The sequence below is a fragment of the Bacillus sp. ISL-45 genome (genome assembly GCF_018613195.1).
Classification (GTDB): domain Bacteria; phylum Bacillota; class Bacilli; order Bacillales; family Cytobacillaceae; genus Mesobacillus.
This window is the reverse complement of sequence record NZ_JAGGQQ010000009.1, coordinates 22859-47311: the sequence shown is the minus strand read 5'-3', so window position 1 is coordinate 47311 and position 24453 is coordinate 22859. Positions and strand designations below refer to the sequence as shown.

The following is a 24453-nucleotide window of genomic DNA, read 5'->3' as shown; positions in this document are numbered from 1 at the left end:
TTCCTTTCTAAGATTTATAAGTTAATCTATGGTTGAAACAGTAACTTCAACGCCTACTGACTCATTTCCTGATTTGTCTACGGTAACAATCTTATAGTTATGATTAACTTCGCTAGTTTCATCTAGATATTCCGTTCCTTCAAATTTTTCTTGTATCAATACATCGTCTTTATAAATTTTCACATGACTAAAATCTTCATCACCTGGGTTCTGCCAGACAAGTGTGATGTTCGGACTTTCCCCATTTCTTGTCAAGCTTGTGTTTGTTACCGCTGAAGGAGGAATTTTATCTTCTACTATTTCAGCATCTGTTGAAACAGTTATTTTAACTCCATTCGTCTCTACTCCAGATTCATCCACCACTATAATTTTGTATTCATATTCAGAAGATGGAGTTAATCCTTTATCCTCATAGCTGTTACCAGAAATATTATCTTCAAGCAACTGCCCGTTACGATATATATTTACGTGCGAGAAGTTTTCGATAGGATTTGACCAATTTAAAGTAATTGAATTACTAGTATGTGTTTCCGTTAACCCCTCAATTTCTGATATTGTTTGGGTTTCTTCTGGAGGTTCTTGTTGAGCAGGAGAAGTTACCTTGCATGAGTCTATATCTGCTTGAGTGACAGTGATTTCTTCTCCCCAGGTTTCTTGTTCTCTATCAACATCCTGGTTATTATTAGGATTGCTATGACCTGGTCTTTGATCTGCCTTGAATTTATATTTTCCTGGTGTCATGGTTGATAAATCAGGACTAAAAACAAGAATGGTTTTATTATTTGGAGAATCTTTACCTTCTATTGGTGGCACTTCTCCTTTATGTACTAATTCCCCCGGATCGTTCCTGTTAGGACTTCCCTGTGTTTTTTTATAAATATAAAAAGTTGTAGGTCCCTCCATGTCTTCATCACCTACGTTAGCCAGTTCTGAATAAAGCTTTCCCTCAAATCCTTGGGTACAAAAACCACCAACGTTTGTAAAGCTGAGTGAACTTCTATCCCACTCATCTGGTTCCCCCGGAAACTCATCAGCTGCGCCCAGGAAGTTTTCGATCGTTTCTATATCATTGAAGTAAGCTCCTGTATATGAAGTTAAATATGAGCCTGCAAGGATAAAGAGATACCAGATAGCAATGATTTGGGCAGCAATGGAAATGCCTTTACTTCTTTTTTTGAATTTCCTAAGTCTGCTGGATCGAATAATACTCCCCTCCCACTCTGCTTTTCTTTTATGTATTAGTTTGAGAACGAAGTTGGTGATTGTTTTTCTCACTTTTATCAACTTCCTTAGAGAACTTTTTGTTCTTTTTAACGAACCTCATGATGTGAGTATATTCTAACCAGCTATCTTTGAAAAACCTCAAATTTGGCTGTTTTTTCTTAATAACGCACAAAAATCGTTCGTTATCTCTTTATATCTCCGATTTCCTCACTCTTTTGTAATTAAAAAGAACATTTTGTTTTATATATAGAACAATAAACATACAGAAAACGCCTCCTGCATTAGGAGACGCTTTAGTATGGCTATTTTACCAGAGATTTTTGTTGAGGGTTTCGCTGATTATCTCAGAAAAATAATCCACTGGTTTTAATTGATCAGCAAATTCATGTCCTGATTTCCAAGTTTCTTCTATATAGACTTCCATCACCTTCTGGGCCCGGTCATCCCCTCCTGCAGCATACTCCAAAGCATTCACACTCTCAAAAATCTTCACCATCAATTCTGCCACCCGCTTGGAGTGAAACGTTTTATGGTCATGGGAAGCTGATTGCAGAGACACCAGCAGTTTCTCCAGCTGCTCGATCGCGCCACGGACCTGATCTACTAGCTTTCCCTCCATCACAGCAATCCGATCTTTCACCTCCTCCAAAAACAACTCTCCAGCACCAAACTTCTCCATCAACCTCAAAACTTCCAGTCCGAGGATATTGGCTGTACCTTCCCATACGGTCAGTACCTGCGCATCCCTCAACAATCTTGGCGTGACAAAGTCTTCGACATATCCATTCCCGCCATGCATTTCGATGGCTTCGTGTGTGAAGTGGACGGCTTGTTCTGCGGTTTCTTTTTTCAAGAGAGCGATGTAGAGTCGATTCAATACGATGTCTTTTTCTGTTACTCCTTGCTCGTTCCTCATCACTTTTTCAAACAGTGGCAGGTACTTGAAGACGGTTCTGGTTTCGACTTCTAACTTAACAGCCATTTTTACCAGTGAGTCTTTGATCATTGGGAAGTCGGCGAGCTTCTTGCCGAAGGCGTCGCGCTTTAGTGCATACTCACGTGCTTCGCTATAGGCGCGGCGCATGATGCCTAGTGAGGCGATGGTGTTGCAGACGCGGGAGAGGTTCAATGCTTCCATCATGTAGTAGAAGCCTTTTGTTGGGTCACCTACTACAAAAGCTTCTGCTCCGTCGAACTCGACTTCGGCGGATGGGACTGCGCGTACTCCGAGTTTATCCTTGAGTCTGCGGATTTTGATGCCGTTCAGTTTTCCGTCTTCTTTGCGCCATGGGACAGCGAATAATGTCAGGCCTTTTGTGCCGGGTGGGGCTCCTTCTTTCCTTGCCAGCACCATGGCGACACCGCACATTCCTGCGTTGGAGGCAAAATATTTTTCACCGTAAAGCTTGAAGCCGTCAGCGGACTGAACTGCCTTCACCACGTTCGCACCGACGTCGGATCCGCCCTGGCGTTCGGTCAGGAAGGTTGCGCCTTCATATAATGTTGTTTCTCCTGTTGATAAAACATGAGGCAGGAATTTCTCTTTTACCTCGTGGGATGCGTACTGGTCCAATAAATAAGCCGTGGCCATTGTCAACGTGACCGGGCAGTAAAAGCCGGCCTCGGTTTGTGACAAGAGATATCCCTGAGCGTAGGAATAGACATAATTCCCCCGGCGTCCCAATTCTGGAATTTCCTTATGAACATAGCCGACAATCCCAGTGTTGTAGGAATCTTCTACTGTTTTCCGGTAGCCGTCATTTACCCACACTTCCGAGATATCGTCGCCATAGGCATCGAACTTGATCAGCTTCGGCTGTCCTTCGCTGTCGGTGAATCTGGCGCGCTGGTCGATTTCGTTGGCGCATTTTTCACCAAACTTCAGCAGCTCTCGATCTGCGTACTCAAAAAACTTTTCATCCAGTAATTCCTTCAGCAATGCCCGAAACTGCGGTTCTTCCTGATAAAAGCTCATTCACTTAGCCTCCCTTTGAATTCGGTTAATAGCCTTTCGATTTCTTCCTTGATCTCAACCAGTTCACAAATCCTTTCATTCACTTCTGCGAGCTTTTCCTCTCCATACTGTATCGTCACCTTCAGCTGTTTTTCACCAGTCCGATCCTCGTCAAATAGCAGTACCATTTCCTTGATTTTATCTAGCGAGAATCCAAACCGCTTCCCTCTGAATACGAGTTTTAAGCGTGTTACATCACTAGCAGTGTAAATTCTCCGGCCACCTTCAGTCCTCGATGGCAACAGCAAACCGAGTTCTTCATAATAGCGGATTGTTCGGGTTGTAACTCCAAACTGCTCCGCCAGGTCAGAAATCGTATACATCAGCACAACCTCATTTTTAACAGAATAGTCAGTAAATTTATTATACCATTGACGTTAACGTAAAGAGCAAGCCAGATTCCCAATGGAAACCTGGCTTATTTTTTCACATATAGCAGCGGGTCAACGCTGTTTGATTTTTCATAATTCCACTGGCCTTCATGGATTTCAAAATGCAGATGCTTTCCCCTGCTGTCGCCGGTGTTGCCCATAAAACCCAGCAACACGCCTTTCTTAACGGGCTGACCTGTAGTGACTGTGCTTTTTTCTAGGTGGGCGTAAAGGGTGGTGAAGGTTCTGTCGCCTATTTTGTGGGTAATCAGCACGCAGTTCCCGTAGGTTGCGGAATAATAGGAGCGGATAACGGTTCCGGATGCGGCTGCGATCACTTCAGTTTCGGATGATTCATCGGCGATATCGATTCCTGCGTGGAGCCTCCCCCACCTTGGACCATAGCCTGAGGTCATCTCTCCCTTCGCTGGCATGATAAAAACGTCCTCTGGTTTAGCACTACTATACTCGATTCTTTGGTTTTCTTTTAAAATTGCAATCTCCTGGGATGCGAGGTTGACATAGACCTCATACATTTCCATCAGCTGCGATTCACTTTCCTCCTTAGTGGCATGAACGGTTTTAAGCAGGCTCTGCTTCTCCGCCGCCTTCTTCTCCAAGTCAGCTTTCAGTGACATCATTTCCTTTTGGTCTTTTTCCAGCAGAATCACCTTGTCCTGTAGCGCTTTTTCCTGTTCCATCAGCGACTCCAAATCAATTTTGTGTTTTGCTAGCAAATCCTTATCTGCCTTAATGATTTTACTGACCGCAATTGCGGTATCGAACAACTGGGATAAGTCTTTTGAATCAAAAATCAGATCCACATACATACCCAAACCATCATTTTCCTGCATCGAACGCAGGCGTTTTTTGATTAATTGCTCCCTGTGTTCGATGTTGAAGCTGAGCTTGTTGATTTCCTTTTTCATCTCCTCTGCAGCCTGTTCGGAATCAACCAAGACGAATTGAAGATCCCTGATTCTCTGATTCAGCTCTGACATCTCATCATCCAGCGCTTTCAGTTCAGAAAGATATTTATCCTCAGCCTTGTCCATTGCTTGAATTTGGTTTTCTTTTTCAGTGACATTATCCTTAAGCTGAAGGCGCTGCTTGCGGATTTCCGATTGCTCTGCCGACTCTGCAGGGTGAACGCCTGTTATGACTAGTCCGGCTATTATTGCGGCTATATAAGCATTTTTCCTCATCACACGCCCCCTGAGCTTGATTCTATCAACTAGTATATCTCTACGAAGCTACTAAACCTGTCGACTTCTGTTGTCGCTTTTCGTTTTTGCAGAAGGACAGTAGCAACTTTCACTTCCTTCTGTCATAAAGTAAATGGATGTTTGCGTAAATACACTAAAGTGCTAAATGAATCTGGAGGGATGAGGAAAATTGAGCCATGCTGCAATGAAGTATCAGTCTAAATTGGATTTGAGGGAAACCGAAATAGCGATTAAGAAAACGAAGGATTTTTTTGAAAATCACCTTGCTGACGCATTGGAGCTGACAAGGGTTTCGGCGCCGATTTTTGTGAGGGGCGGGAAGGGAATCAATGATGATCTGGCTGGGAATGAACGGGTGATTTCCTTTGATGCACCTGGTGTGGAAAACGATGTTATGGAAATTGTCCAATCTCTTGCCAAGTGGAAAAGGATGGCGTTGAAGCGCTATGGATTTACTCCGGGGGAAGGACTTTATACCGACATGAACGCAATTCGGCGCGACGAAACGCTCAGCCATCTACACTCCCTTTATGTGGATCAGTGGGACTGGGAGAAGGTGATTTCCCGAAAGCAACGGAATGCGAAGGTGCTGAAGGCAACAGTAGAAAAAATTTATGATGTGATGAAAAAAACGGAAAGTTTCCTGGCAAATCTTTACCCTACCCTTGGCAGGATCCTGCCGGAAAAAATAAGCTTTATTTCTTCACAGCAACTGGAGGATCTGTATCCCGAGCTATCTCCAAAGGAACGGGAAGATAAAATTGCAGAAAGGTTTGGAGCAGTTTTTATTACCCAAATTGGCCATGAACTGCGGTCAGGGGTGAAGCATGATGTCCGCTCACCTGATTATGATGACTGGAATTTAAACGGAGATCTGTTGCTCTGGTACCCGCCTTTAGGCAGGGCAATCGAAATGACTTCAATGGGGATCAGAGTCGATGAGAAAATTCTTCTAGAACAATTGAAGCTTGCCGGCCAGGAGCAGCGATCACAATTAGAATATCACCAGGCATTATTGAACAAAGAGCTGCCATATACCATCGGCGGCGGAATCGGCCAATCGCGGCTATGTATGTTCCTGCTGCGAAAAATCCATATTGGTGAAGTCCAGGTTTCTGTGTGGGATGAAGAAACCTTAGCGGATTGTCGAAAACGGAACATTCATTTATTGTAACGAAAAAGCCACCTCTATTAGGTGGCTTTCGTCTTATTTCTGAATCAAGTAATCTACCAGCTTCGTCTTTGGCTTCCCAAAGATTTCTTCTTCCAACCGGCGGCCTGTTGGTGTTGCGGCGAGTCCGCCTTCTGCTGTTTCCCTTAGTGCTGACGGCATTGTCTGGCCGATGGCGTACATCGCACCGATGACTTCGTCGCATGGGATTCGGCTTGTAATGCCTGCCAGTGCCATGTCGGCCGCAGTGATGGCGTTCGAAGCACCCATCGCATTTCTTTTTACACATGGAACTTCGACTAGTCCTGCAACAGGGTCACAGACTAATCCAAGCATGTTTTTCAGCGTGATTGCGAAGGCATCTGATGACTGTTGCGGAGTTCCGCCAGCCATTTCAACGATTGCGGCTGCAGCCATTCCCGCAGCGGATCCGACTTCTGCCTGGCATCCGCCTGCTGCACCGGAAATTGAAGCGTTGTTGGCAACGACAAAGCCGAATGCAGCGGTCGTGAACAAATACTCGATCATTTCCATGCGTGTCGGGTTCAACTTTTCCTTTACGGCAAAAAGTGTTCCCGGAACGACGCCTGCTGATCCTGCGGTCGGTGTCGCGCAGATGATGCCCATTGCTGCGTTCACTTCATTTGTTGCAACTGCCTTGCTGACTGCATCCAATAATAGATTGCCAGCCAGGGACTTTCCACTGGCGATATAGTTTTGCAGCAAGACCGCGTCTCCGCCGGTCAAACCTGTTTGGGACTTAACGCCAGCCAAACCTCTTTCCACAGCGCGTTCCATGACCTGAAGATTATTGTCCATCTGGGCAATGATCTCCTCGCGGGAACGGCCTGATACTTCTATTTCCTGCCGAATCATGATTTCGGCGATTTTCACGTTATTTTTTTCAGCTAATTCAACAAGCTCCGCAACATTACGAAACATGGCTAGCCCTCCTGATGTAACTCAATTTTAGTCAACGAGACGGATAACTTGGTCAACGCCATCAAGGGCAGTTAACTCCATATAAACTCCGTCTTCGAGTTTGTGGTCCATTTCGATGACCATGACAGCGGTGTCTCCCTTGTCTTTGCGGGAGACCTCCATATGGCCGATGTTGATCTGATGCTTTGATAAAACGGTTGTTACGGCTGAAATCAGCCCGAATCGGTCATGGTGGACGACGAGGATTGCCGGGTTGGCCCCGGACAGCTTCAGCTTGAACGAATTGATTTCTATGATCTCAATGGTTCCGCCGCCAATGGAAATCCCGACGATTTCAAGCTCCTTTCCCTGTCCATCATATAAATTTATTTTTACAGTGTTCGGATGCTCCATAACAGCATCTTCTGTAATGAATTCCACTTCGATTCCTGATTGCTCCGCGATTTTCAAAGCATCTGGAATTCTCTCATCAAATGTATCAAAGTCCATGATCCCAGCTACGAGCGCAAGGTCTGTTCCATGCCCTTTATAAGTTTTAGCAAAAGAGCCGTACAGAGAGATGACGGCCTTTGTCGGCTGCTTCTCGAACAATGTGCGTGCCACTCGGCCGATCCTTGCAGCGCCGGCTGTATGTGAACTCGATGGCCCGATCATCACCGGACCTATAATATCAAATGCAGAACGATATTTCATGGTGCACTGCCCCTTTACCAATCTATTGAAAGCGATTTCATATATAAATAATTTTGAAGAATCCTAACCATAGTTATCTTACCACATTCTCTATATAGTTTAATCATAAATTATTGGAATTTAAAAACCATCCCGACCAAACAGGATGGCTAATTCATGCTGACTCTATTCCTGCCGCTGTTTTTTGATCGATACAATGCTTCATCGGCACGGTTTAGCAGGGAATCGATATTGTCACCGCTCTGGTAATCTGTTATCCCAAAGCTAGCTGTCAAACTGCCAGCCCCCTTAAAGCAATGATTCTCGACCATCTTGCGGAAATGCTCAGCTTTTTCATACGCTTGTCCACCGGTACTATTGGTGATCAGCATGAATTCCTCTCCGCCCCAGCGGCCGAAACGGTCATTATCCGCCAGATTGCCAGAGACGATCGCGGACAGCTCCTTCAAAACACAGTCACCGATTTTGTGACCAAAAACATCATTTACCTTTTTAAAATGGTCGATATCAAAAAAGATAATGGAAAACGGTTTGCCCTCTTTTTCAGCAGCCTCGAGCCTTTCCTCTAGCCAGATATCAATCTGGTGCCGGTTGGCCACTCGGGTCAGGGAATCGAGATAGGCGTACTTCTTAAGCAAATCTCTTTCTGTAAAAGCACGGAACATACTTTGCGCGTAGTAGAGAACCAGTATATAAACGATATTCGCCGCATGAAACTGCGTGAGCGAATCGATTGATTCGGAGGTCATCTGCCCGCTGTAAATCACTCCGATTGTCAGTGTTACCATGAAAACGAAAATCGAATAATACAGTCCCTTTTTTATGCCGAGTGCTAAAAAGAAAAACATGATGATGAGCGGCATCCAGACAATGAAATCTCCCAATGACCCGCCTCTTTCCGCAAGATCATTGGAAACGACATCAAACATCGTGGTGATATGATACACGCTCACCAAAAAGAGCGTGACATATTCCGCTATGCGAATCCCACGATTTGTATATGCTATAATCCAGCTGATAGAAAACCAGATAATCAGCGTTGTATTGATTACTGTATCAAACTGGCTGTTATTATTTAAAAAACTATTGATGACCAGGGCAACCGTAATAATCGGGAGCATCCACATGTACACGCTTCGTTTAAGTTCCTCAATCGTTTCAAAGTTATTAAACATCTTTCTCATCTCCCCAGCTATAAGACATCGGCAAATCCATATTGCTCGCTTCGCCTTATTCAGCAGCCCTTAGGTTCAAGATTTTTTCTCGAAAGTAATTATTTTGAATTTGAAATAAATATCTGTGGAAGGCGGCGTCACAGCATAAAACAGCGGTCCACCCTATACTTCCATTGTACTAGAAAACTCTATTTTAGTATATTTCCAATAGCAAAAGAAGAAGCAAAAGTCCCAGAAAAGATCTTGCTTCTTCTAAGATTAATAAAATATTTTTACGATGGAAGTGCTTTACTCCTCAGACCAGTTCCAGTAAGACATATCCCCGAGGTTGGCACCCTGGATTTGTTCGTTTTCCTTCAGCTTCAGCAACTCTTTTACCGGCCCGGTCACAACAGCACCATAGACCTGGAATCCTTCCTTCATAAGGTAATCGTAGCGCTCCTCAAGATGGGAGAGGCCAAGGAAATTCTCCCGGTAGCTGGTTGATTCATTTTCAATTAGGTTTTTCATTTGCTTCAGCATCCTTTTCTTATTTTCTTGAGTTAAGTTTTCAACAAGGAGGTTCTTACTTATTGAAGTGTAGCCATCATGTGCATCCCGGCCGCCGGTGAACCCAAAAGGTGCGACAGACATGGAACGCGTGCTCCCCCACCAGCTCTCTTCATACTCATTTAACTCACCGGTATACAGCGGCATCCATAGAACATCGAGGTCGTATGGCTTCAAAAATTTCAGCATTTCCTCAGGTGTCATATACGATTTCGTCGAGAAGGAAAGCTCGGCAACCGTGCCTTCGTGAACCTTATCCAGCTTTGTCCAGACCGCTGGATCTTCGTTCGCTTCCAGCTTGTTGCCTGTCTTTGGATGTTCTGGCAGGTAAAAGATGTATTCTTGCTCGTTTTTAGGCTTTAGGTAATCCGTCTGATTCGTTGAATACATTGGAACCAACCGTTTGGCTAACTGTTTTGTGCCTATAAGTTCCGGCTCTTTCCCAATCATCTTGTAGACTGGATAGGAAATTTTTTGCGTAAAGAAAGGTGTGATTTCGGCTGAGTCGATGCTGCCGAAGTCCTCCTGCACATTTGGCTGCGTCCAGTCCATCGCCACCCGGCTGTAAAAAAGATGTTTCTTGTCCAGCCCCAGGGCGTCATAGCTGATCGAAACAATCAACATATACAGCCAGAAGAAAAACAGCGTGGCCAGGATGACCCTGATTACCTTCACCGTCAATGCAAATCGATATTTAAAAAGGATTTTCTTTTCCTTGTCCTTAGTCCATTCCATGTTCATCGTCCTTCCATCCATGTTTTTCCGCTATTTGCGCAAGCCGTTTGCGCGCCCGGTGAAGCGTGACCTTGACCTGGCTCTCCGTCAGCTCGAGCGCTTCCGCTATTTCCTGGTAACTGAACATCTCGACCTCACGCAGATACAGGATCGACCGGTACTGCTCCGGCAAATAGGTCATCAGCTGCTGCAGGTTATCGGAAGTCTCAGCCTGAATGGCCTCGTCCTCCGGAAGCCCGTATGGACTCACCATTTCATCCTTTGAAAACAAATAATCAGCGAACGGAACCCACCTTCTTCTCTGTCGCCGGCGCCATTCATCCAGATAAGCATTGCGCGCCACCTTGAACAGCCAGGCCCTCACATCCTCATTCTGGTAAAAAGAAAGTGAGATCGTTGCCCGGACAAAGGTTTCCTGCGTCAAATCCTCTGCCAGCTGATGCGACCCCGAAAGCTTCAGTAAAAAATAATACAGGGGCTTCGTGTACTTCCTATACAAATTATCAAGTTCATTCCTTCTGCCGTCGTCCATACAACTGCCCCTCATTTTCAAATCTCGATACTAAAACGATGAACTATGTAAAATGTTACACTCAATATAAGTATTTTTGTGAAAAAGTTTTCAAAACACTATTTTCACGGTGAATGGCTTGGCTTTCTATTTTCGAAGTATGGTACATTATATAGAGAAAAGCGCAAGCGCCTTGATCAGCCCCGACAAGCGCTGGAGGTCCGACCAGTGAAGTCGTTCTTTGACTTCAGTGGGCGGACCGAAACCGAAATGTATAGCCGACTGCCCAGAAACGCAGAAACTGGAGACTCCGACAAAGAAGTGCTTTTTGCTTCTGCCGGCGGAGTTGAAGTTTCGGAGTTTCTAGGAGGCGACACTAAATAATTCGAAAAGCGAAGGCGACTGCCCAACTCCGACAAGCGTTGGAGGGCCTGACAGTGAAGTCGCTCTTTGACTTCATTGGCAGGACCGAAACGTCTCGAGGAGTTAGGAGCCGCAGCTAGACAAGCAACTCGAGGGGCTAGGCGCTGGAGCTGGACATTTCTCTATGTGAATTTTATTATTTTTGATTGCACAAAAGGAAGGGAGTTTTTCCAATGACAGAACAGAATAATACTTTACCGCCAAAAACATGTGAAATCGAGCGTCTTGTTACAATGGAAGACGACGTAAATAAGGTTGTGGAAGGCAAAAAAACAGCGACTCGCCGTAACGGCCGTTATGCCGATGTGGGCGAAGTCATGGAGTTAAAAGGAAAGAAATTCGTTGTGGACAATGTCTACTCACAATCTCTTGGTGAATTGACAGACGCTGACGCACAGCGCGAAGGCTTTGAAACAGTAGAGGAGTACAAGCAGTCAATCCTGTCTTACCACCCTGGAATGCCATGGCTTCCGCAAATGAGAGTTTGGGTGCACGAATTCAGTCCTGTCGAAGAATAAAAAATGAATCTAGCATATCGAGCGATTATTTATCTTCACGTCGCAAGCGTGATCATGTCAATTGGCCCATTCTTCATTTTGATGCCAATTGTAAAAAAACTGCCTGATGCAGTGGGGAAAGAACTGCAGGCTTATCTGGGTACATTGAAATCAGCTGTCCGGCTGTCAAAGCACGCTGGCCATGTACTGATTGGCACAGGAGTGCTGCTCGTCATCCTCGGGCCATGGACATGGAAAACACCGTGGATCATCGCAACACTGGCCTTGCTGTTTGCTTCGCTCTTTTTCCTCGCAAGGGCATTCTCGCCGACACTCAGGAAATTTGCCGAAGAAGGCGCGAACAAAATAGAACTCTCCGCAAAACTGAAGCGTACCATCTGGACCTACATCATCTTATTGATGTCGATGCTCTGGTTCATGGTTGTGAAGCCGAATTTGTGGTGAGGAAGTTAAAGCCCGGGCGGTGTTGCCCGGGCTTTAAAATTGGGGAAATCAGCGACTTGGTCGATATAATTGGAAATGTGGTCGATAAAATTTATAATCCGCTGATAAAGTCTAAAATGTGGCCGATATATTTTAACTTTCACTAATATGTTTTGGCTGTTGATGTAATTGCAACGGAGACCCGCGAAAAAAACTGTTAAACCCCAAATAATTGCTATAATCCTTTCTGATCAGCTCCTTTTTGTATATAAGTGCTAATGATTGTAACCAAAATTACGTATGGAACGATAAAAATCCCGTAACCTGTCCCGTATTCCTGAATGTCTTCTGTAAAATAAAGATACATTCCCCACTGAAAGTATAATGCATATCCTGACAACGCTATCCAAAACGCAGTCCATTTTTTCCTTAAAGCAGGTATAATGATTGGGCTGAGCAAGATTGTACCAAGTAAGATTGTTGAAAACATGGCTTAATTCTCCCTTTAAGATTCCTTATGTAAGACGCATGTTTTCTAAAAAGGTTTCAACGAAAAAAACTGCCATCCTATTATGGCAGCCTTCCCATCATTTCTCCGCTTCCTTTAAAGCTTCACTTTCCACTCGATCCATAAAATCGGTAACTACCTTCTTATTGTTCTTTTCGCCGCCCAACTTCAACAAAGTCTTACCCAGGAAATTGAGCCCCGTATTCTGGCCTTGATAAATAAACCTGGTTTCATCCTCCCCTGCCTTGACCAACGTGAATGCCGTTTCAATCTGGAAGGCTTTGGCTAGCGTGAAACCGATTTTGTTGTGTTTTTTATCAGGAGTATTTAGGTATTCGAGGTCTTCAACGATATACGTTTCGATCCGTTTGCCTTCTTTATATTTCTGCTCGTATTTGCTGCCGACGACTCCTTCTTTCTTTTCAATCACCTTGTTCTCTACCACATTCGGCATGATTCTCTGGATGTTCTCCAGCTGAAATAATGTCCAGATTGTCTCGATATTGACCGGAATGATCCGCTCTTCGTACCATTTAATCATCTTCTGTACCCTCCACCCCAAATTCAAAGAAATCATCCATCTCTTCAATGAGTTCATTTAACTCCTGCACCAGGTTCACAAGTCCCTGTCTTTTTTTCAATAATATTTGTTCGAGATTTTCAAACGATTCATCGTTCACCACGGTCAGCATTTCCTGGATGGTAAAATTGAACCGTCTCAGATGCACCAATAACAGCGCAACCAAATAGGAACCGTTGTCATAATAGCGGTACTTATTATTCGGGTCGATGAATACAGGCTCGAGCAGCTTGATTTCCGCATAATACCTGAGCGTCTCCTTGCTGAGCCCCGTCATTTTGGAGAATTCGCTTACCTTGTACATTGCGGCCCCCCTTATAGAAACATCTTAAACTATGTAGTGCACTACAGGGTCAAATTTTTTTATCGAAAAAGCCGACGCATGATTTCATGCACCGGCTCTGTCTTCTAACAGCAATCTCTCTCATTCCCAGATAAAACGAATCCGTTTCCCTGCTCGTCAAAATCGAGTGTCGATTCCTTCGCTTCGATTTCGATCGATGGGTCGATTGCTACTCTGATTCCATTTGATTCAATGACTTCATCATCTGATTCCGGCTCATCCAGAGCCAGTCCTAACTTTGGCCTTCCTCAACTGATACCGGCAAAAAACACACGGATGCCGGTCGCATTTTGCTCCTGCAGCAGCTGCTTTAGGCTGTCACGAGCTTGATCGGTGATTTTCAAGAAAACTTCCTCCTATCTTAAGCGCCAGGGAATAATCTCCCGAGCGCTGCTTTCATTTCGGGATTCACATTGATGACACTGCGGATTCCCTTCGCCTTCGCTTCCGCTTCTTCAATGTTTTTGGCTTCACCAAGCTTTAGCAAGGTTCCAATCGCTACGGTGCCTGTCCTGTTCTTCCCGCCTGAGCAGTGGAAATAAACATTTTTTCCAGATTCATATGCGTTGATTACCTCATCAATGGCTTGCTTGACAGACTCATCCTGGTTCTCGGCATTGTCGACGATTGGCTGGTGCTTCCGATTATAATCATAATCGCCTTCTGCGTTTTCTGCACGCAAATCATACACAACATCAATTTTTTCCTTCTTTAGCAATTCAGGAATGGCGTCGGCTCCGCCAATGTAAATTCGCTGTGGGATTAATTCCTGGTATTCACTCATCTATGAATCCACCTTTCAATTATTGATCAAGTCCTTCATTTTATCGTACCCAATTTTTTCTTCAGGCTGCCATGGAACAATGCTGGTCTTCCCGGCTATCTCCTCACTGACTCTCTTAATCCAGACTTTTTCAGCATGTGCTCGACTCTGCAGAATCGGATCAGTCGTTTGCTGCGCGTACAGGCTTTGATTGATCACCCACCATACCGGCTGGATACATGCCCGGTTTAAATCATCACGTAACCGCGTTGCTTCAAGAACAGGCGTGGCTTCCGGCAAGGTAACAATGACCACGCTTGTTTCTTCAGGATTACGCAATTTCGGCAATAAGTTCTGGACACTTTCAGAGACCGTACCCGTCGAGCGCGAAATTTCTTTATGGTACGATTCAGCAGAATTGAGCAGCAGTAAGGTATGCCCTGTTGGCGCTGTATCGATGACGACAACCTCATCCTTCGACTTCTCCACGATATCGGCAAATGCCTGGAATACGGCAATTTCTTCTGTACAAGGAGAATTAAGGTCTTCCTCAAGATAAGCAAGAGCATCCTCGTCTAACTGATCCTTATTTTGAGACAGGACTGTTTCTTTGTAAGCCTGAACTTCCTTTTTCGGATCCAGGCGGCTGATGGACAGGTTATTGTGGGCATCCTTCCTCTGGAATGTATAATCCAGATGAGCAGCCGGGTCGGTTGTCGTCAAATGGACCTTCAAGCCTTTTTCGGCCAGTCCAACAGCGATTGCTGAGGCCATCGTCGTCTTGCCGACTCCGCCCTTCCCCATCGTAAAAATGATCCTCATATCCTTTTCGGCAAAATCATCAATGAGTGTCTGCAACGAATGTAATTTTGCTTTAGACAAATCCACTTCGCTTCTTTCAGCAGAATACGTCGCCGGCTTGAACATCTTGCGGAGATTGTCCACACCGGTCAATGAAAAAGGAACAAAAGGTATCGAAAACATTCCCACCTGTTTCAGGGGTTTCGGCAGATCCACCAGCGCTTTCCGCTGCCGGTCATAGAATGCTTTTGAAATAGGGTCTTCTTCTACGTGACTATGCAAAAGCCCATTGATGATGACAACCTGATTTTGCATGCCGATTTCCTTTAGCTCAGCAGAAGCCCTTTCCGCTTCTAGCATGGATGATGGTTCCGGCCGTGACACAAGAATCAGTGTCGTCATGTTTGGATCAGACAACGCTTTTACCGTGGAAGTATACAGCTGCTTCTTTTCTCCAAGCCCAGACAACGGACCAAGGCAGGATGCTCCGTGAGTGCTTTCCTCTAAAAAGCTGCTCCACGCGGTCGGCAGCTGCAGGAGCCTAAGAGTATGTCCTGTCGGAGCCGTATCGAACAAGATATGGTCATACTGACTGATCAAATCCTCGTCGGTGAGCAAATTGGAGAACTCATCGAAAGCTGCGATTTCCACGGTACACGCACCGGAAAGCTGTTCTTCCATCGTCGCGACGACACTTTCCGGCAGTGCACTTCGATAAGGAGAAATCACTTTTTCGCGGTATTGCCTTGCGGATTCCTCGGGATCGATATTGCAGGCTGATAAATTCGGAACAGACTTAACTTCGATTGGCTCATTGCCGATTTCAATATCAAATACATCCTGCAGGTTTGATGCCGGATCTGTACTGACAATCAATACTTTCTTACCTGTATCCGCAAGCGCAACCGCTGTTGCACAGGCAGTGGATGTTTTTCCTACTCCGCCTTTTCCGGTAAAAAAGAGATAAGGCGTGTTGACTACATATTTTGGATGGAAAGTTTGGAACATGGCTATTCTCCTTTCTAAAGCAGCGTTTTGCGCGGCTTCTCAGGGGTCAGGTCTTTGACATCCACGCCAAGCCAGCTTGCAAATTCTTCATTAGAAGGGTAGCTGCCTGCTTTTTCGACCTTTCCGTCCACCATTACTAGCGGCAGTGCCTCTGGTCCTTTTTCATGCAATACTTGGTTCACTTCTTTATGTTCAACAAACGCAGCTGGATCATTGGCAAGATTAAAGCGACTGATTGGATAACCTTTTTTGTCCAGGATAAAAATGGCAGAGGCTACCCTAGTTAATTCCGGATCCACATTAGGGCCGCAGACGCCTGTAGGACAACATAATGCCGGGTCAAAGATTTTGATAGTTTTCATCTCTTTTCTCCTCCCTTAGAGCAACAGCCAAGAGTTTCCCCTTGGCTGTTAGTTCCTGTTTATTTTCCAGTCTCAGCAAACGTCTTGATGCGATCGCTGATTTGGTCCCGCACGCGTTGGAATACTGCCCACTTTTCTTCATCTGTTCCTTCGGCTTTTGCCGGGTCGTCAAAGCCCCAGTGCTCGCGTTTCACATGAGGAGGTGTCATCGGGCAGTGCTCATCTGCATGGCCACAAAGTGTAACGACTAGGTCAGCATTGTTCAGGATTTCTCGATCAATCACATCTGAAGTTTGATTCGTGATATCGATGTCCACTTCCTTCATTGCTTTTACTGCATTAGGGTTCAAGCCATGCGCTTCAAGACCCGCACTCTTCACTTCCCACTCGTCGCCTAGATATTTTTTTGCCCAGCCTTCAGCCATTTGGCTTCTGCAAGAGTTTCCTGTACATAAGAAGTAGATTGTTTTTTTGTTTGACATTTAGATTCGCTCCCTTGTTTTAAATAATGAGTAACCAAATATATAGGCCTACTAATGTAATGAACAGAGTAGGAATGGTTAAAATGATTCCTGTTTTAAAATAAGTGCCCCATGAAATCTTGACGCCTTTCTGGGAAAGGACGTGCAGCCACAGCAGTGTTGCCAGTGAACCAATCGGCGTGATTTTCGGACCTAAGTCGGATCCGATGACGTTCGCATAAATCAGTGCTTCGCGGATGACACCCGTCGTGTTAGTATCCGCAATTGCCAGGGCGTCAATCATGACTGTTGGCATATTGTTCATGACAGAAGAAAGAATCGCTGCGATGAAGCCCATGCCGATTGTTGCGACAAACAAGCCCTGGTCAGCTGCAGCCTGGATGACATCGGCAAGGATGTTCGTCAATCCAGCGTTACGCAGACCGTAGACGACCACATACATACCAATTGAGAAGAATACAATTGCCCATGGCGCCCCTTTTACGACGGTAGCCGTATGGACAGCCGGGCTCCTCCTTGCCATCATCAAGAAGAAGATCGCGACGATACCCGCAATGAATGATACCGGGATGTTCAGGAATTCACTTGCAAAGTACCCGACAAGCAGCACTCCCAGTACCATCCAAGATAAGCGGAACATCTTCTCATCCTTAATAGCTTCAACAGGCTTTTTCAAATCAGACATCTCGTAATTTTTCGGAATGCTCCTTCTGAAAAATAAATACAAGACCAAAATACTTGCACCTAATGAGAAGAAGTTCGGCACGATCATGCGGGACGCATATTCGACGAATCCAATATCAAAGAAGTCAGCAGAAACGATATTCACCAGGTTGCTGACAACCAGCGGCAATGACGTCGTATCGGCAATGAATCCACTCGCGATGATAAAGGGAAATACCATTTTTTCTTCGAATTTCAGGTTCCTCACCATCGCCAGAACGATTGGCGTTAAAATCAGTGCGGCGCCGTCGTTTGCGAACAATGCAGCAACAGCAGCACCAAGCAGGGTCACGTACACAAACATCTTGACGCCGTTCCCCTTGGCAGCCCTCGCCATATGCAGGGCAGACCATTCAAAAAATCCAATCTCATCTAAAATAAGTGAAATAATAATAATAGCGATAAAAGCGAGTGTTGCATTCCAGACGATTCCGGTAACATCGATCACATCCTGGAAGTCAACAACACCGAAGATCAATGCTAAAATTGCTCCCCCTACCGCTGACCAGCCAATTCCCAGCCCTTTAGGCTGCCAGATGACCAGTGTCAGCGTCACAAGAAAAATCAGTGAAGCGATAATCGGTAATGACAAATCCACACACCTCCGTTAATCACAGGAAATCCGTTTTCCCTGCTTTTCAAGTTCTGTTAATTTTTCTTCCTGGCTTGGAAGTGCATCCATGAGCAATTGAACAAATTCAAAATGCTCGTACTGCCGGTTCAGTGAATAAAATACCCACTGTCCCCTCCTGCTCTCTTTTACCAAACCTGCATCCTTAAGCTTGCGGATATGCTGGCTGATCGCCGGCTGGCTGGTATCGAACATCGCTACAAACTCACAGACACAGCAATCGTGATCAGCGAGAATTCTCATCATCGTCAAACGTGTCTTATCACCAAGCAGCTTTAATATTGCAGCAGCCTGGTCCATTTCAATACTTTGCTTAATCAATTACTCTCCACCTCCAATGACGGTATCATCATATAATAATTTGCTTATATGTTCAAGGGTGATAGTATGTAAAAAATATTAAGATTTTGTAAAGTGTCTTTGTCCTTATTGTAAGCAGTTGATCTAGAATTTATTTTATCCAACCAAAAACGCCTGGGACTTACCCCTGGCGTTCAATGTTATTTGATATTAACCCAGCATGCCTTTCAGCTCTTTGACTGTTAACAGCTTCCCTGTGGAAACCACCTTTTCGTCGACGACAAGCGCGGGCGTACTCATTACTTTATATTTCATGATTTCCTTGATGTCTTCAACTTTTTCTACCTGTGCTTCAACCTGCAGTTCTTCAACCGCCATGCGAGTGTTTTTTTCAAGCTCCTGGCATTTTTTGCATCCTGTACCTAGTATTTTGATATTCATCTTCATTTCCTCCTCATAATTATAAGATTGCATTAAAGCCATATCCAATTAGGATGATTCCTGTGGCGACAACACCGACGAATACAGCAATCAGCTTTGGTTTGATTACCTTCCTGAGCAAAATCATTTCCGGCAGAGACAGGGCGGTGATCGCCATCATGAATGCCAGCGCAGTACCTGCTCCTACACCTTTGTTTAATAATGCTTCGACAATAGGCAGGGAACCGACGGCATTAGAGTAAAGAGGCACGCCTAGTATCGTCGCAATCGGCACAGCGAAGAAATTCCCTTCTCCGGCATATTTGACTAGCAGGTCCTGCGGAGCATATCCATGGATGAACGCCCCAATGCCAATCCCAATCAAAAGGTAGAGCCAAATCTTCTGTACCGTCTCCACTACATTCCGGGCCGCAAAAGTCGTTCTTTCCTTAAGCTCCTCCCAAGTGAATATGGATTTGATTTTTTCAGTTAGCGTTCTGGAGCCTCCCTCAGGCATAGGAATTCGTTCCTGGCCAGCCACAATTTCATAGACATATGACTCCACATGTTTTTCCATTTTCAGCTTGCCAATGATGGCCCCAGCGACAATCGCCAGAGTCATTCCGGCAAGCACATAGATTAAAGCTACTTTCCAGCCAAAAATAGAAAACAGCATGACCAATGAGATTTCATTGACGATTGGCGATGAAATCAGGAACGTAAATGTGATACCTAAAGGGATGCCAGCCTCGACAAAGCCAATAAATAAAGGCACTGTCGAACAGGAGCAGAACGGGGATAAGACACCCAGGACAGCCGCCATCACACTGGCAACTCCCTTCCTTCTGCCCTCGAGCCATTCCTTTACTTTTTCCGGCGGAAAAAAGCTCCTGATGAATGAAATCGAAAAAATCATCACCGCGAGCAAAAACAAGATTTTCGTCGTGTCGTAAATGAAAAAGTGGAGCGCCCCGCCAAGTCTTGACGTTAGCTCCATATTCAGGACATCAACGACAAGCCAAGTGGCCAGTTGATTAAACATTTAAATCGCCTTCTTTTATATACGGAATCAGAGGTGCCAGCTTTTCTTTATCCAGGCTGTAGACAGTGAACTTACCTTCTCTTCTGGATTTGATGAGCTTACCCTTTTCCATGATCTTCAAATGGTGGCTGATTGTTGAGGATGCTCCCGACAGGCCATCGACGATCTCACACATGCATAGATCCTCGAACCATAACAAGCTCATGATTTTAATTCGCGTCTCATCACCGAGTGCCTTGAAAAACGCTGCCGTTCTTTTAAGCTCTTCCTCAGCATTAACGAGCGGAAATTCTTCTTTAACCCCATCAACAATCCTCTTCATGCTGTCTGATGATTTTATTTCCCATCCTGTTCTGCAAGTCATAAAATGCACCTCCCACTTTTATCTTATAACTATTTTTCTAGTTTTGTAGTTTTGTTTTTGAAAACTTTATGACCTTTAAAAAATAAATCAAAAATTTTTGATTTAACAGTTGCAAAATGGTTTTACAGGAAATATAATACAATATATCAAGAGATTTTGATTAAGGAGAGTTGAAAGTGGAAACATTCATTCCTTTAACAGACCTGACAACTGACACCAAAGTAGCCAAGGAACCGCCGCTTCAAAGCACCTTTGAAAAATATGAAAAAAAATTCAAAGCCCTTGCCGACCAAAAACGCCTGCACATCCTCAATCTTCTATGCCAGCAAGACTCCAGCTGCGTTTGCGATCTCAGTGAACTGATTGACATGCCCCAATCAAAATTGTCGTATCATTTGAAGATTTTGCTTGATGCCAATCTGATCCAAAAAGAAACAAAGGGAACCTGGAGCTATTACACAATAAACACCAAAGAAATCAACCATCTATTATCTCCAGAGCTTTGCTGCCTTTTCAGACCTAGCAACTGTTGTTAAGCTCTTTTCGTACACAATTAGATTTGGCTGCCTAGAGTAAATTGTCTAATCTAACAACCATTCGAAAAGAGCAGATCCAGCAAGGTCTCTTTTTTCAGAGAATTAATCAATTTTTTTTGATAAATAAATCAACATATTTTGATTAAGGAGAGGATATACATGTTTTATCATGATTATCAAGCAATGGCGCAACTAAAGCAGCAGGAAGTTGAAAGGAAAGCCAGACACGCATGGAAGTTCTTTGAACAGCCGGAAACAAAGCGATCCCCTTGGATTTCCCGTAAACAAAAACAGCAGCCTAAATGCTGCCCAGTTCCAGTTAATTGCTAAAGGAAGAAGGTAGAGGATAATGATTGAATTTCTAAAAAGCTTTTTATGGATAGCCCTTGAATTGACGGTGCTTTTTATCGGGATTTCCTTCTTGATCAGCCTGCTCCAGGGATACATTCCATACGAAAAAATCGAAAAGAAACTGACAGGACGCAATAAAGTGCTTGCCAGCTTTGCCGCCATCCTGTTCGCGTTTATCACACCCTTTTGCTCCTGCTCCACGATTCCAGTAGTCGTCAATATGCTGAAAAAGAAAATCCCGTTTTCAATCGTTATGGTTTTCCTCTTCGCTTCTCCGGTGCTGGACCCAACAATTTTAACGATCATGGGTGTCGTCATGGGCTGGAAAGTAACAATCATTTACACAATCATCACAAGTGTTTTCTCGATTGTCATCGGCTTTACACTCGATAAGCTTGGCTTCCAGCGGTATGTCAAAAATGTCATTATGTCAGGTTATGAAGAAAAGAATGAGAAATTCAATTGGCGCTACGCTTTAAGTGAAACCTGGTCGCTGATGAAAAGTGTTTACCCTTATCTGCTCATTGGTGCCGCAATCGGCGCTGTCATCCACGGACTTGTTCCAACTGAGATCATTACGAAATGGTTTGGACACGATGCATGGTGGCTGATCCCAGTCGCGGCAGTTGCGGGAATTCCATTGTATATCCGTTTATCAAGTATGATCCCGATTTCACAAATGCTGATTTTAAAAGGAATGGCCCTTGGTCCTGTGATGGCGATGATGATCAGCTCAGCCGGCGCCAGCCTGCCGGAAGTAATCCTGTTAAAGTCGATTTTTAAAAAGCAGCTTGTGATTGCCTTTATCGCATCAGTTGTGACGATGTCTACTATCTCTGGTTTTGTGTTCTATTTCGTTTGATTAATCAAATTATCTTGATGAAAGGAGGTGAACTCAATGGCCAATTTTATCAAAATCCTGATGGGCAGTAACTCAAAGTCTGATTGCTGCAGCGTGGAAATCAAAGAAGTGCAGGAAACAGAAGAGAAAAACGAAGCTTGCTGCGGCGGTGATACTTCTTGCTGCTAATATTTTTACAATAATAGGAAGACGGCACGATTATTGTTCTTTTTCGGGCAATTACCGCGCATTATCGAGAGATTATCACCTTTTTCAGGGCAATTATGGTGTTTCTTCGGAAGAATAAGGCTCTTGGTTAAGAGAATAATTTTTCCAGCACACCTTTATAGCATCGTAAAACAACAAAAAGGTGGAGCCAGGCAGCTAAACAGCCTGATTCCACCTTCTTTTTTATTCTTCTACCTCTAAAACGGGCATGATTTCCACTTTAATATTACGGATACGATGATTTTCTACTTCCTTAACGATAATCCGCAGGTTTTCGTAAACAAATGTATCACCGTTTACCGGAATGCTTTCCAATGTTTCAAAAATCCAGCCGCCTAGGTTATGGTACGATGTCTCCGGCATTGGCACATTGAATAATTCGGCAAAATCATCTAGATCATAGGCTGCATCAAACTCATACGTGCTCTCATCAATCTTTGTTATAATGTTGACCTTTTCATCGTGCTCATCCCAAATCTCGCCGACGAGCTCTTCAAGGATGTCTTCAAGCGTAATCAAGCCGCTCGTTCCGCCGAATTCATCGACGACAATGGCCATATGGCTTTTCGTCCTTTGCAGCTCAGGCAGGAGGGTTGCGATTTTCATTGACTTCACGACGAACATCGGCTGACGCAGCATCTCGCGGACATTCACTTCTTTATGCTGAATCAATTCAGCGAAAAATTCACGTTCGGACAAAAATCCGATGACATTATCTATATTGTCTTCATAAACCGGGATTCGCGAAAAACGTTCCTCAAGGAAAATCTGCTTGATTTCCTCGAGAGGCTGGTTTACTTCGATTGTAATCATATCCATTCGATGCGTTAAAATTTCGCCGACAAGAACATCGTTAAATTCCAGGGAACGGTGTACAAGCTCCCTCTCATCGTTGTTGATGACGCCCTCTTCTTCACTGATGTCCACCATCACCTTGATTTCTTCTTCGGTGACAGATGGCTGGACTTCCCCATCCTTCGAGAACATCCTCGATACGGATGCCTTCAATTTACTGAACACGAAGTTGACCGGAGTCAGGATTTTAATCAGCAGCAGCAGAATGGCGGATATTTTCAACGAATACTCCTCTGCATTTTCCTTGGCCATCGATTTTGGCAGTATCTCGCCGAAAATCAGGATCAGCACCGTCATGCCAAAGGTGCTCACGAGGAGACCCGTGCTCGCGCCGAACAGGTCGACGGCTACCTTGGATGATATACTCGCTGCGGCGATATTGACGATATTGTTTCCTACTAGAATCGTAGACAAAGCATCATCGAAATTCTCGGAAATATGCAAAGCATTCTTGCTTCCAGCGCGGCCTTCGGACACATAATTGCGCAGCCTGATTCTATTGACGCTGGAAAAAGCGGTCTCTGCCGAAGAAAAGAAGGCAGATAACAAAATTAAAACACCTAATAAAATGACTAAACCTATGGGAACTTCCAAAAAAATTCACTCTCCGAAAAAATATTTGTCAGAATATATTTTACTGTTCTGGCGGTTATAAATCAAATACTCTATCTCAGCCTTGTTTATGTACGGTTTACCCAGCGCAAAGGTTTCATAATCAGAGATTTTTCATTTCCTTGCCTGTCAATTTATTCTTATTAAATAAATTGATAGTTGGAATCAGGCGGTAGCCAAGATAAGCGAACGCCGATCCAAGAAATGCACCTGCGACGATGTCCGCCGGATAATGCACCCCTGCCCATATCCGTGAAAAACCAACAATCCCGGCGAGCAAGATCCATAAATATGTATGCTTCCTTTTAAAAAGCCAGAAGGTAACCGCCATTGTGAAAAAGATAATACTATGGTCGCTTGGAAATGAGTTGTTCACTTCCATCTCAATCAATTGATTAACATCGGGAAGCGTTGCAAAAGGCTGGTGATTCGAGTGAAGCATGCCCGCAATCTTCCCGGCTATCTCTGCCAATAAAAGTGCTGTCAAACCACTCACCACCATCAATCGATTCCGTTGGTTTCGGCTGAACAGGTATACAAGGACAGCCGCCGCTAAAAGGTAAATCGCATTGTTGGCAATAAGGACGATGACCGGATTCAAGGCCTCGAATTCCTTTCCTGCGTCATTGATCATTCTGAAAAGCTCAATATTCATTCCGATAAAACACTCTCCCCCTGACAAATTAATTTGATTATACAATATTTTCCTCCGTCCAAAATAAAAAAAT

The 24453-nt window shown here is 44.4% G+C and carries 31 protein-coding genes; 8 read left to right on the top strand and 23 right to left on the bottom strand.

The window, feature by feature from the left end:
* Window positions 1–21 precede the first annotated feature (21 nt).
* From tapA to J7E35_RS12390, 4 genes are all read right to left on the bottom strand, one after another.
* Window positions 22–1275, bottom strand: a complete 1254-nt coding sequence (tapA, locus tag J7E35_RS12405; protein ID WP_214780174.1) for an amyloid fiber anchoring/assembly protein TapA — start codon at window positions 1273–1275, stop codon at window positions 22–24.
* Window positions 1276–1531: 256 nt separating this feature from the next.
* Window positions 1532–3199: an acyl-CoA dehydrogenase family protein gene (locus J7E35_RS12400; RefSeq protein WP_214780173.1), complete on the bottom strand. Its 1668-nt coding sequence runs from the start codon at window positions 3197–3199 to the stop codon at window positions 1532–1534.
* The gene (locus J7E35_RS12395) at window positions 3196–3561 is read right to left on the bottom strand and encodes a MerR family transcriptional regulator (protein WP_251040929.1); all 366 of its coding nucleotides are present in this window, start codon (window positions 3559–3561) and stop codon (window positions 3196–3198) included. Before J7E35_RS12395 ends, J7E35_RS12400 begins: the two co-directional genes overlap by 4 nt.
* A 95-nt stretch (window positions 3562–3656) precedes the next feature.
* Complete coding sequence (locus J7E35_RS12390; RefSeq protein ID WP_214780169.1) at window positions 3657–4814, bottom strand: murein hydrolase activator EnvC family protein; 1158 nt, start codon at window positions 4812–4814, stop codon at window positions 3657–3659.
* Between the two features lie 205 nt (window positions 4815–5019).
* Here J7E35_RS12390 and asnA point away from each other — a divergent pair, with 205 nt between their 5' ends.
* On the top strand, window positions 5020–6009 hold the full coding sequence (gene asnA / locus J7E35_RS12385) for an aspartate--ammonia ligase (protein ID WP_214780621.1): 990 nt from the start codon (window positions 5020–5022) through the stop codon (window positions 6007–6009).
* 33 nt (window positions 6010–6042) lie between these two features.
* Here the strand turns inward: asnA and sdaAA are convergent, their stop codons facing one another.
* The 5 genes from sdaAA to J7E35_RS12360 form a co-directional block, all read right to left on the bottom strand.
* Window positions 6043–6948 (bottom strand): L-serine ammonia-lyase, iron-sulfur-dependent, subunit alpha, encoded by a 906-nt coding sequence (gene sdaAA, locus J7E35_RS12380; RefSeq protein WP_214780167.1) that lies wholly within the window; start codon window positions 6946–6948, stop codon window positions 6043–6045.
* 27 nt (window positions 6949–6975) lie between these two features.
* Window positions 6976–7641, bottom strand: a complete 666-nt coding sequence (sdaAB, locus tag J7E35_RS12375; protein ID WP_214780165.1) for an L-serine ammonia-lyase, iron-sulfur-dependent subunit beta — start codon at window positions 7639–7641, stop codon at window positions 6976–6978.
* Window positions 7642–7790: 149 nt separating this feature from the next.
* Window positions 7791–8816, bottom strand: coding sequence for a GGDEF domain-containing protein (locus tag J7E35_RS12370; protein WP_214780163.1), 1026 nt, complete (start codon window positions 8814–8816; stop codon window positions 7791–7793).
* A 288-nt stretch (window positions 8817–9104) separates the two neighbouring features.
* Window positions 9105–10100 carry an anti-sigma factor gene (locus J7E35_RS12365; RefSeq protein WP_251009531.1) on the bottom strand — a complete coding sequence of 332 codons (996 nt, stop codon included), beginning with the start codon at window positions 10098–10100 and terminating at the stop codon, window positions 9105–9107.
* Window positions 10087–10632 (bottom strand): sigma-70 family RNA polymerase sigma factor, encoded by a 546-nt coding sequence (locus J7E35_RS12360; protein WP_214780160.1) that lies wholly within the window; start codon window positions 10630–10632, stop codon window positions 10087–10089. The genes J7E35_RS12365 and J7E35_RS12360 overlap by 14 nt, the downstream gene beginning before the upstream one ends.
* Window positions 10633–10839: 207 nt before the next feature.
* Between J7E35_RS12360 and J7E35_RS12355 the strand changes: the two genes are divergently transcribed.
* From J7E35_RS12355 to J7E35_RS12345, 3 genes are all read left to right on the top strand, one after another.
* A complete protein-coding gene (locus J7E35_RS12355; RefSeq protein WP_214780158.1) occupies window positions 10840–10995 on the top strand; it encodes a hypothetical protein in 156 nt (51 codons plus the stop codon).
* 212 nt (window positions 10996–11207) lie between these two features.
* Complete coding sequence (locus J7E35_RS12350) at window positions 11208–11552, top strand: ASCH domain-containing protein (protein ID WP_214780156.1); 345 nt, start codon at window positions 11208–11210, stop codon at window positions 11550–11552.
* Window positions 11553–11555: 3 nt separating this feature from the next.
* Entirely contained in the window at window positions 11556–11996 is a 441-nt protein-coding gene (locus tag J7E35_RS12345; RefSeq protein ID WP_214780155.1) for a hypothetical protein, read from the top strand.
* 214 nt (window positions 11997–12210) lie between these two features.
* On the opposite strand, the gene J7E35_RS12340 is transcribed toward J7E35_RS12345, so the two are convergent.
* The 12 genes from J7E35_RS12340 to J7E35_RS12285 all read right to left on the bottom strand — a co-directional run bounded on the left by J7E35_RS12340 (window position 12211) and on the right by J7E35_RS12285 (window position 20302).
* Window positions 12211–12465, bottom strand: a complete 255-nt coding sequence (locus J7E35_RS12340) for a hypothetical protein (protein WP_214780153.1) — start codon at window positions 12463–12465, stop codon at window positions 12211–12213.
* Between the two features lie 97 nt (window positions 12466–12562).
* Complete coding sequence (locus tag J7E35_RS12335; protein WP_214780150.1) at window positions 12563–13024, bottom strand: SRPBCC family protein; 462 nt, start codon at window positions 13022–13024, stop codon at window positions 12563–12565.
* A complete protein-coding gene (locus J7E35_RS12330) occupies window positions 13017–13367 on the bottom strand; it encodes a MerR family DNA-binding transcriptional regulator (RefSeq protein WP_214780148.1) in 351 nt (116 codons plus the stop codon). The genes J7E35_RS12335 and J7E35_RS12330 overlap by 8 nt, the downstream gene beginning before the upstream one ends.
* Before the next feature lie 400 nt (window positions 13368–13767).
* Window positions 13768–14190 carry a protein-tyrosine phosphatase family protein gene (locus J7E35_RS12325; protein WP_214780146.1) on the bottom strand — a complete coding sequence of 141 codons (423 nt, stop codon included), beginning with the start codon at window positions 14188–14190 and terminating at the stop codon, window positions 13768–13770.
* Window positions 14191–14205: 15 nt separating this feature from the next.
* Entirely contained in the window at window positions 14206–15978 is a 1773-nt protein-coding gene (gene arsA / locus J7E35_RS12320; RefSeq protein WP_214780143.1) for an arsenical pump-driving ATPase, read from the bottom strand.
* 14 nt (window positions 15979–15992) lie between these two features.
* The gene (gene arsD, locus J7E35_RS12315) at window positions 15993–16340 is read right to left on the bottom strand and encodes an arsenite efflux transporter metallochaperone ArsD (RefSeq protein WP_214780141.1); all 348 of its coding nucleotides are present in this window, start codon (window positions 16338–16340) and stop codon (window positions 15993–15995) included.
* A gap of 59 nt (window positions 16341–16399) precedes the next feature.
* Window positions 16400–16822 (bottom strand): arsenate reductase (thioredoxin), encoded by a 423-nt coding sequence (gene arsC, locus J7E35_RS12310; RefSeq protein ID WP_214780138.1) that lies wholly within the window; start codon window positions 16820–16822, stop codon window positions 16400–16402.
* A 19-nt stretch (window positions 16823–16841) separates the two neighbouring features.
* A complete protein-coding gene (locus J7E35_RS12305; protein WP_214780136.1) occupies window positions 16842–18137 on the bottom strand; it encodes an arsenic transporter in 1296 nt (431 codons plus the stop codon).
* A gap of 15 nt (window positions 18138–18152) precedes the next feature.
* A complete protein-coding gene (locus tag J7E35_RS12300; protein ID WP_214780134.1) occupies window positions 18153–18497 on the bottom strand; it encodes an ArsR/SmtB family transcription factor in 345 nt (114 codons plus the stop codon).
* Between the two features lie 189 nt (window positions 18498–18686).
* Window positions 18687–18917 (bottom strand): thioredoxin family protein, encoded by a 231-nt coding sequence (locus J7E35_RS12295; protein WP_214780132.1) that lies wholly within the window; start codon window positions 18915–18917, stop codon window positions 18687–18689.
* Window positions 18918–18936: 19 nt separating this feature from the next.
* Window positions 18937–19938, bottom strand: coding sequence for a permease (locus tag J7E35_RS12290; RefSeq protein WP_214780130.1), 1002 nt, complete (start codon window positions 19936–19938; stop codon window positions 18937–18939).
* Window positions 19931–20302, bottom strand: coding sequence for an ArsR/SmtB family transcription factor (locus J7E35_RS12285; RefSeq protein ID WP_214780128.1), 372 nt, complete (start codon window positions 20300–20302; stop codon window positions 19931–19933). Before J7E35_RS12285 ends, J7E35_RS12290 begins: the two co-directional genes overlap by 8 nt.
* 203 nt (window positions 20303–20505) lie before the next feature.
* Between J7E35_RS12285 and J7E35_RS12280 the strand changes: the two genes are divergently transcribed.
* From J7E35_RS12280 to J7E35_RS23485, 4 genes are all read left to right on the top strand, one after another.
* Window positions 20506–20838, top strand: coding sequence for an ArsR/SmtB family transcription factor (locus J7E35_RS12280; protein WP_214780620.1), 333 nt, complete (start codon window positions 20506–20508; stop codon window positions 20836–20838).
* Window positions 20839–20997: 159 nt separating this feature from the next.
* Entirely contained in the window at window positions 20998–21168 is a 171-nt protein-coding gene (locus tag J7E35_RS12275; RefSeq protein WP_214780126.1) for a hypothetical protein, read from the top strand.
* A 19-nt stretch (window positions 21169–21187) separates the two neighbouring features.
* Entirely contained in the window at window positions 21188–22051 is an 864-nt protein-coding gene (locus J7E35_RS12270) for a permease (protein ID WP_214780124.1), read from the top strand.
* 36 nt (window positions 22052–22087) lie between these two features.
* Window positions 22088–22219 carry a hypothetical protein gene (locus J7E35_RS23485; RefSeq protein ID WP_285290787.1) on the top strand — a complete coding sequence of 44 codons (132 nt, stop codon included), beginning with the start codon at window positions 22088–22090 and terminating at the stop codon, window positions 22217–22219.
* A 222-nt stretch (window positions 22220–22441) separates the two neighbouring features.
* Here the strand turns inward: J7E35_RS23485 and J7E35_RS12265 are convergent, their stop codons facing one another.
* Complete coding sequence (locus J7E35_RS12265) at window positions 22442–23662, bottom strand: hemolysin family protein (RefSeq protein WP_251040926.1); 1221 nt, start codon at window positions 23660–23662, stop codon at window positions 22442–22444.
* A gap of 166 nt (window positions 23663–23828) precedes the next feature.
* A complete protein-coding gene (locus J7E35_RS12260; RefSeq protein WP_214780122.1) occupies window positions 23829–24380 on the bottom strand; it encodes an undecaprenyl-diphosphatase in 552 nt (183 codons plus the stop codon).
* Window positions 24381–24453 lie beyond the last annotated feature (73 nt).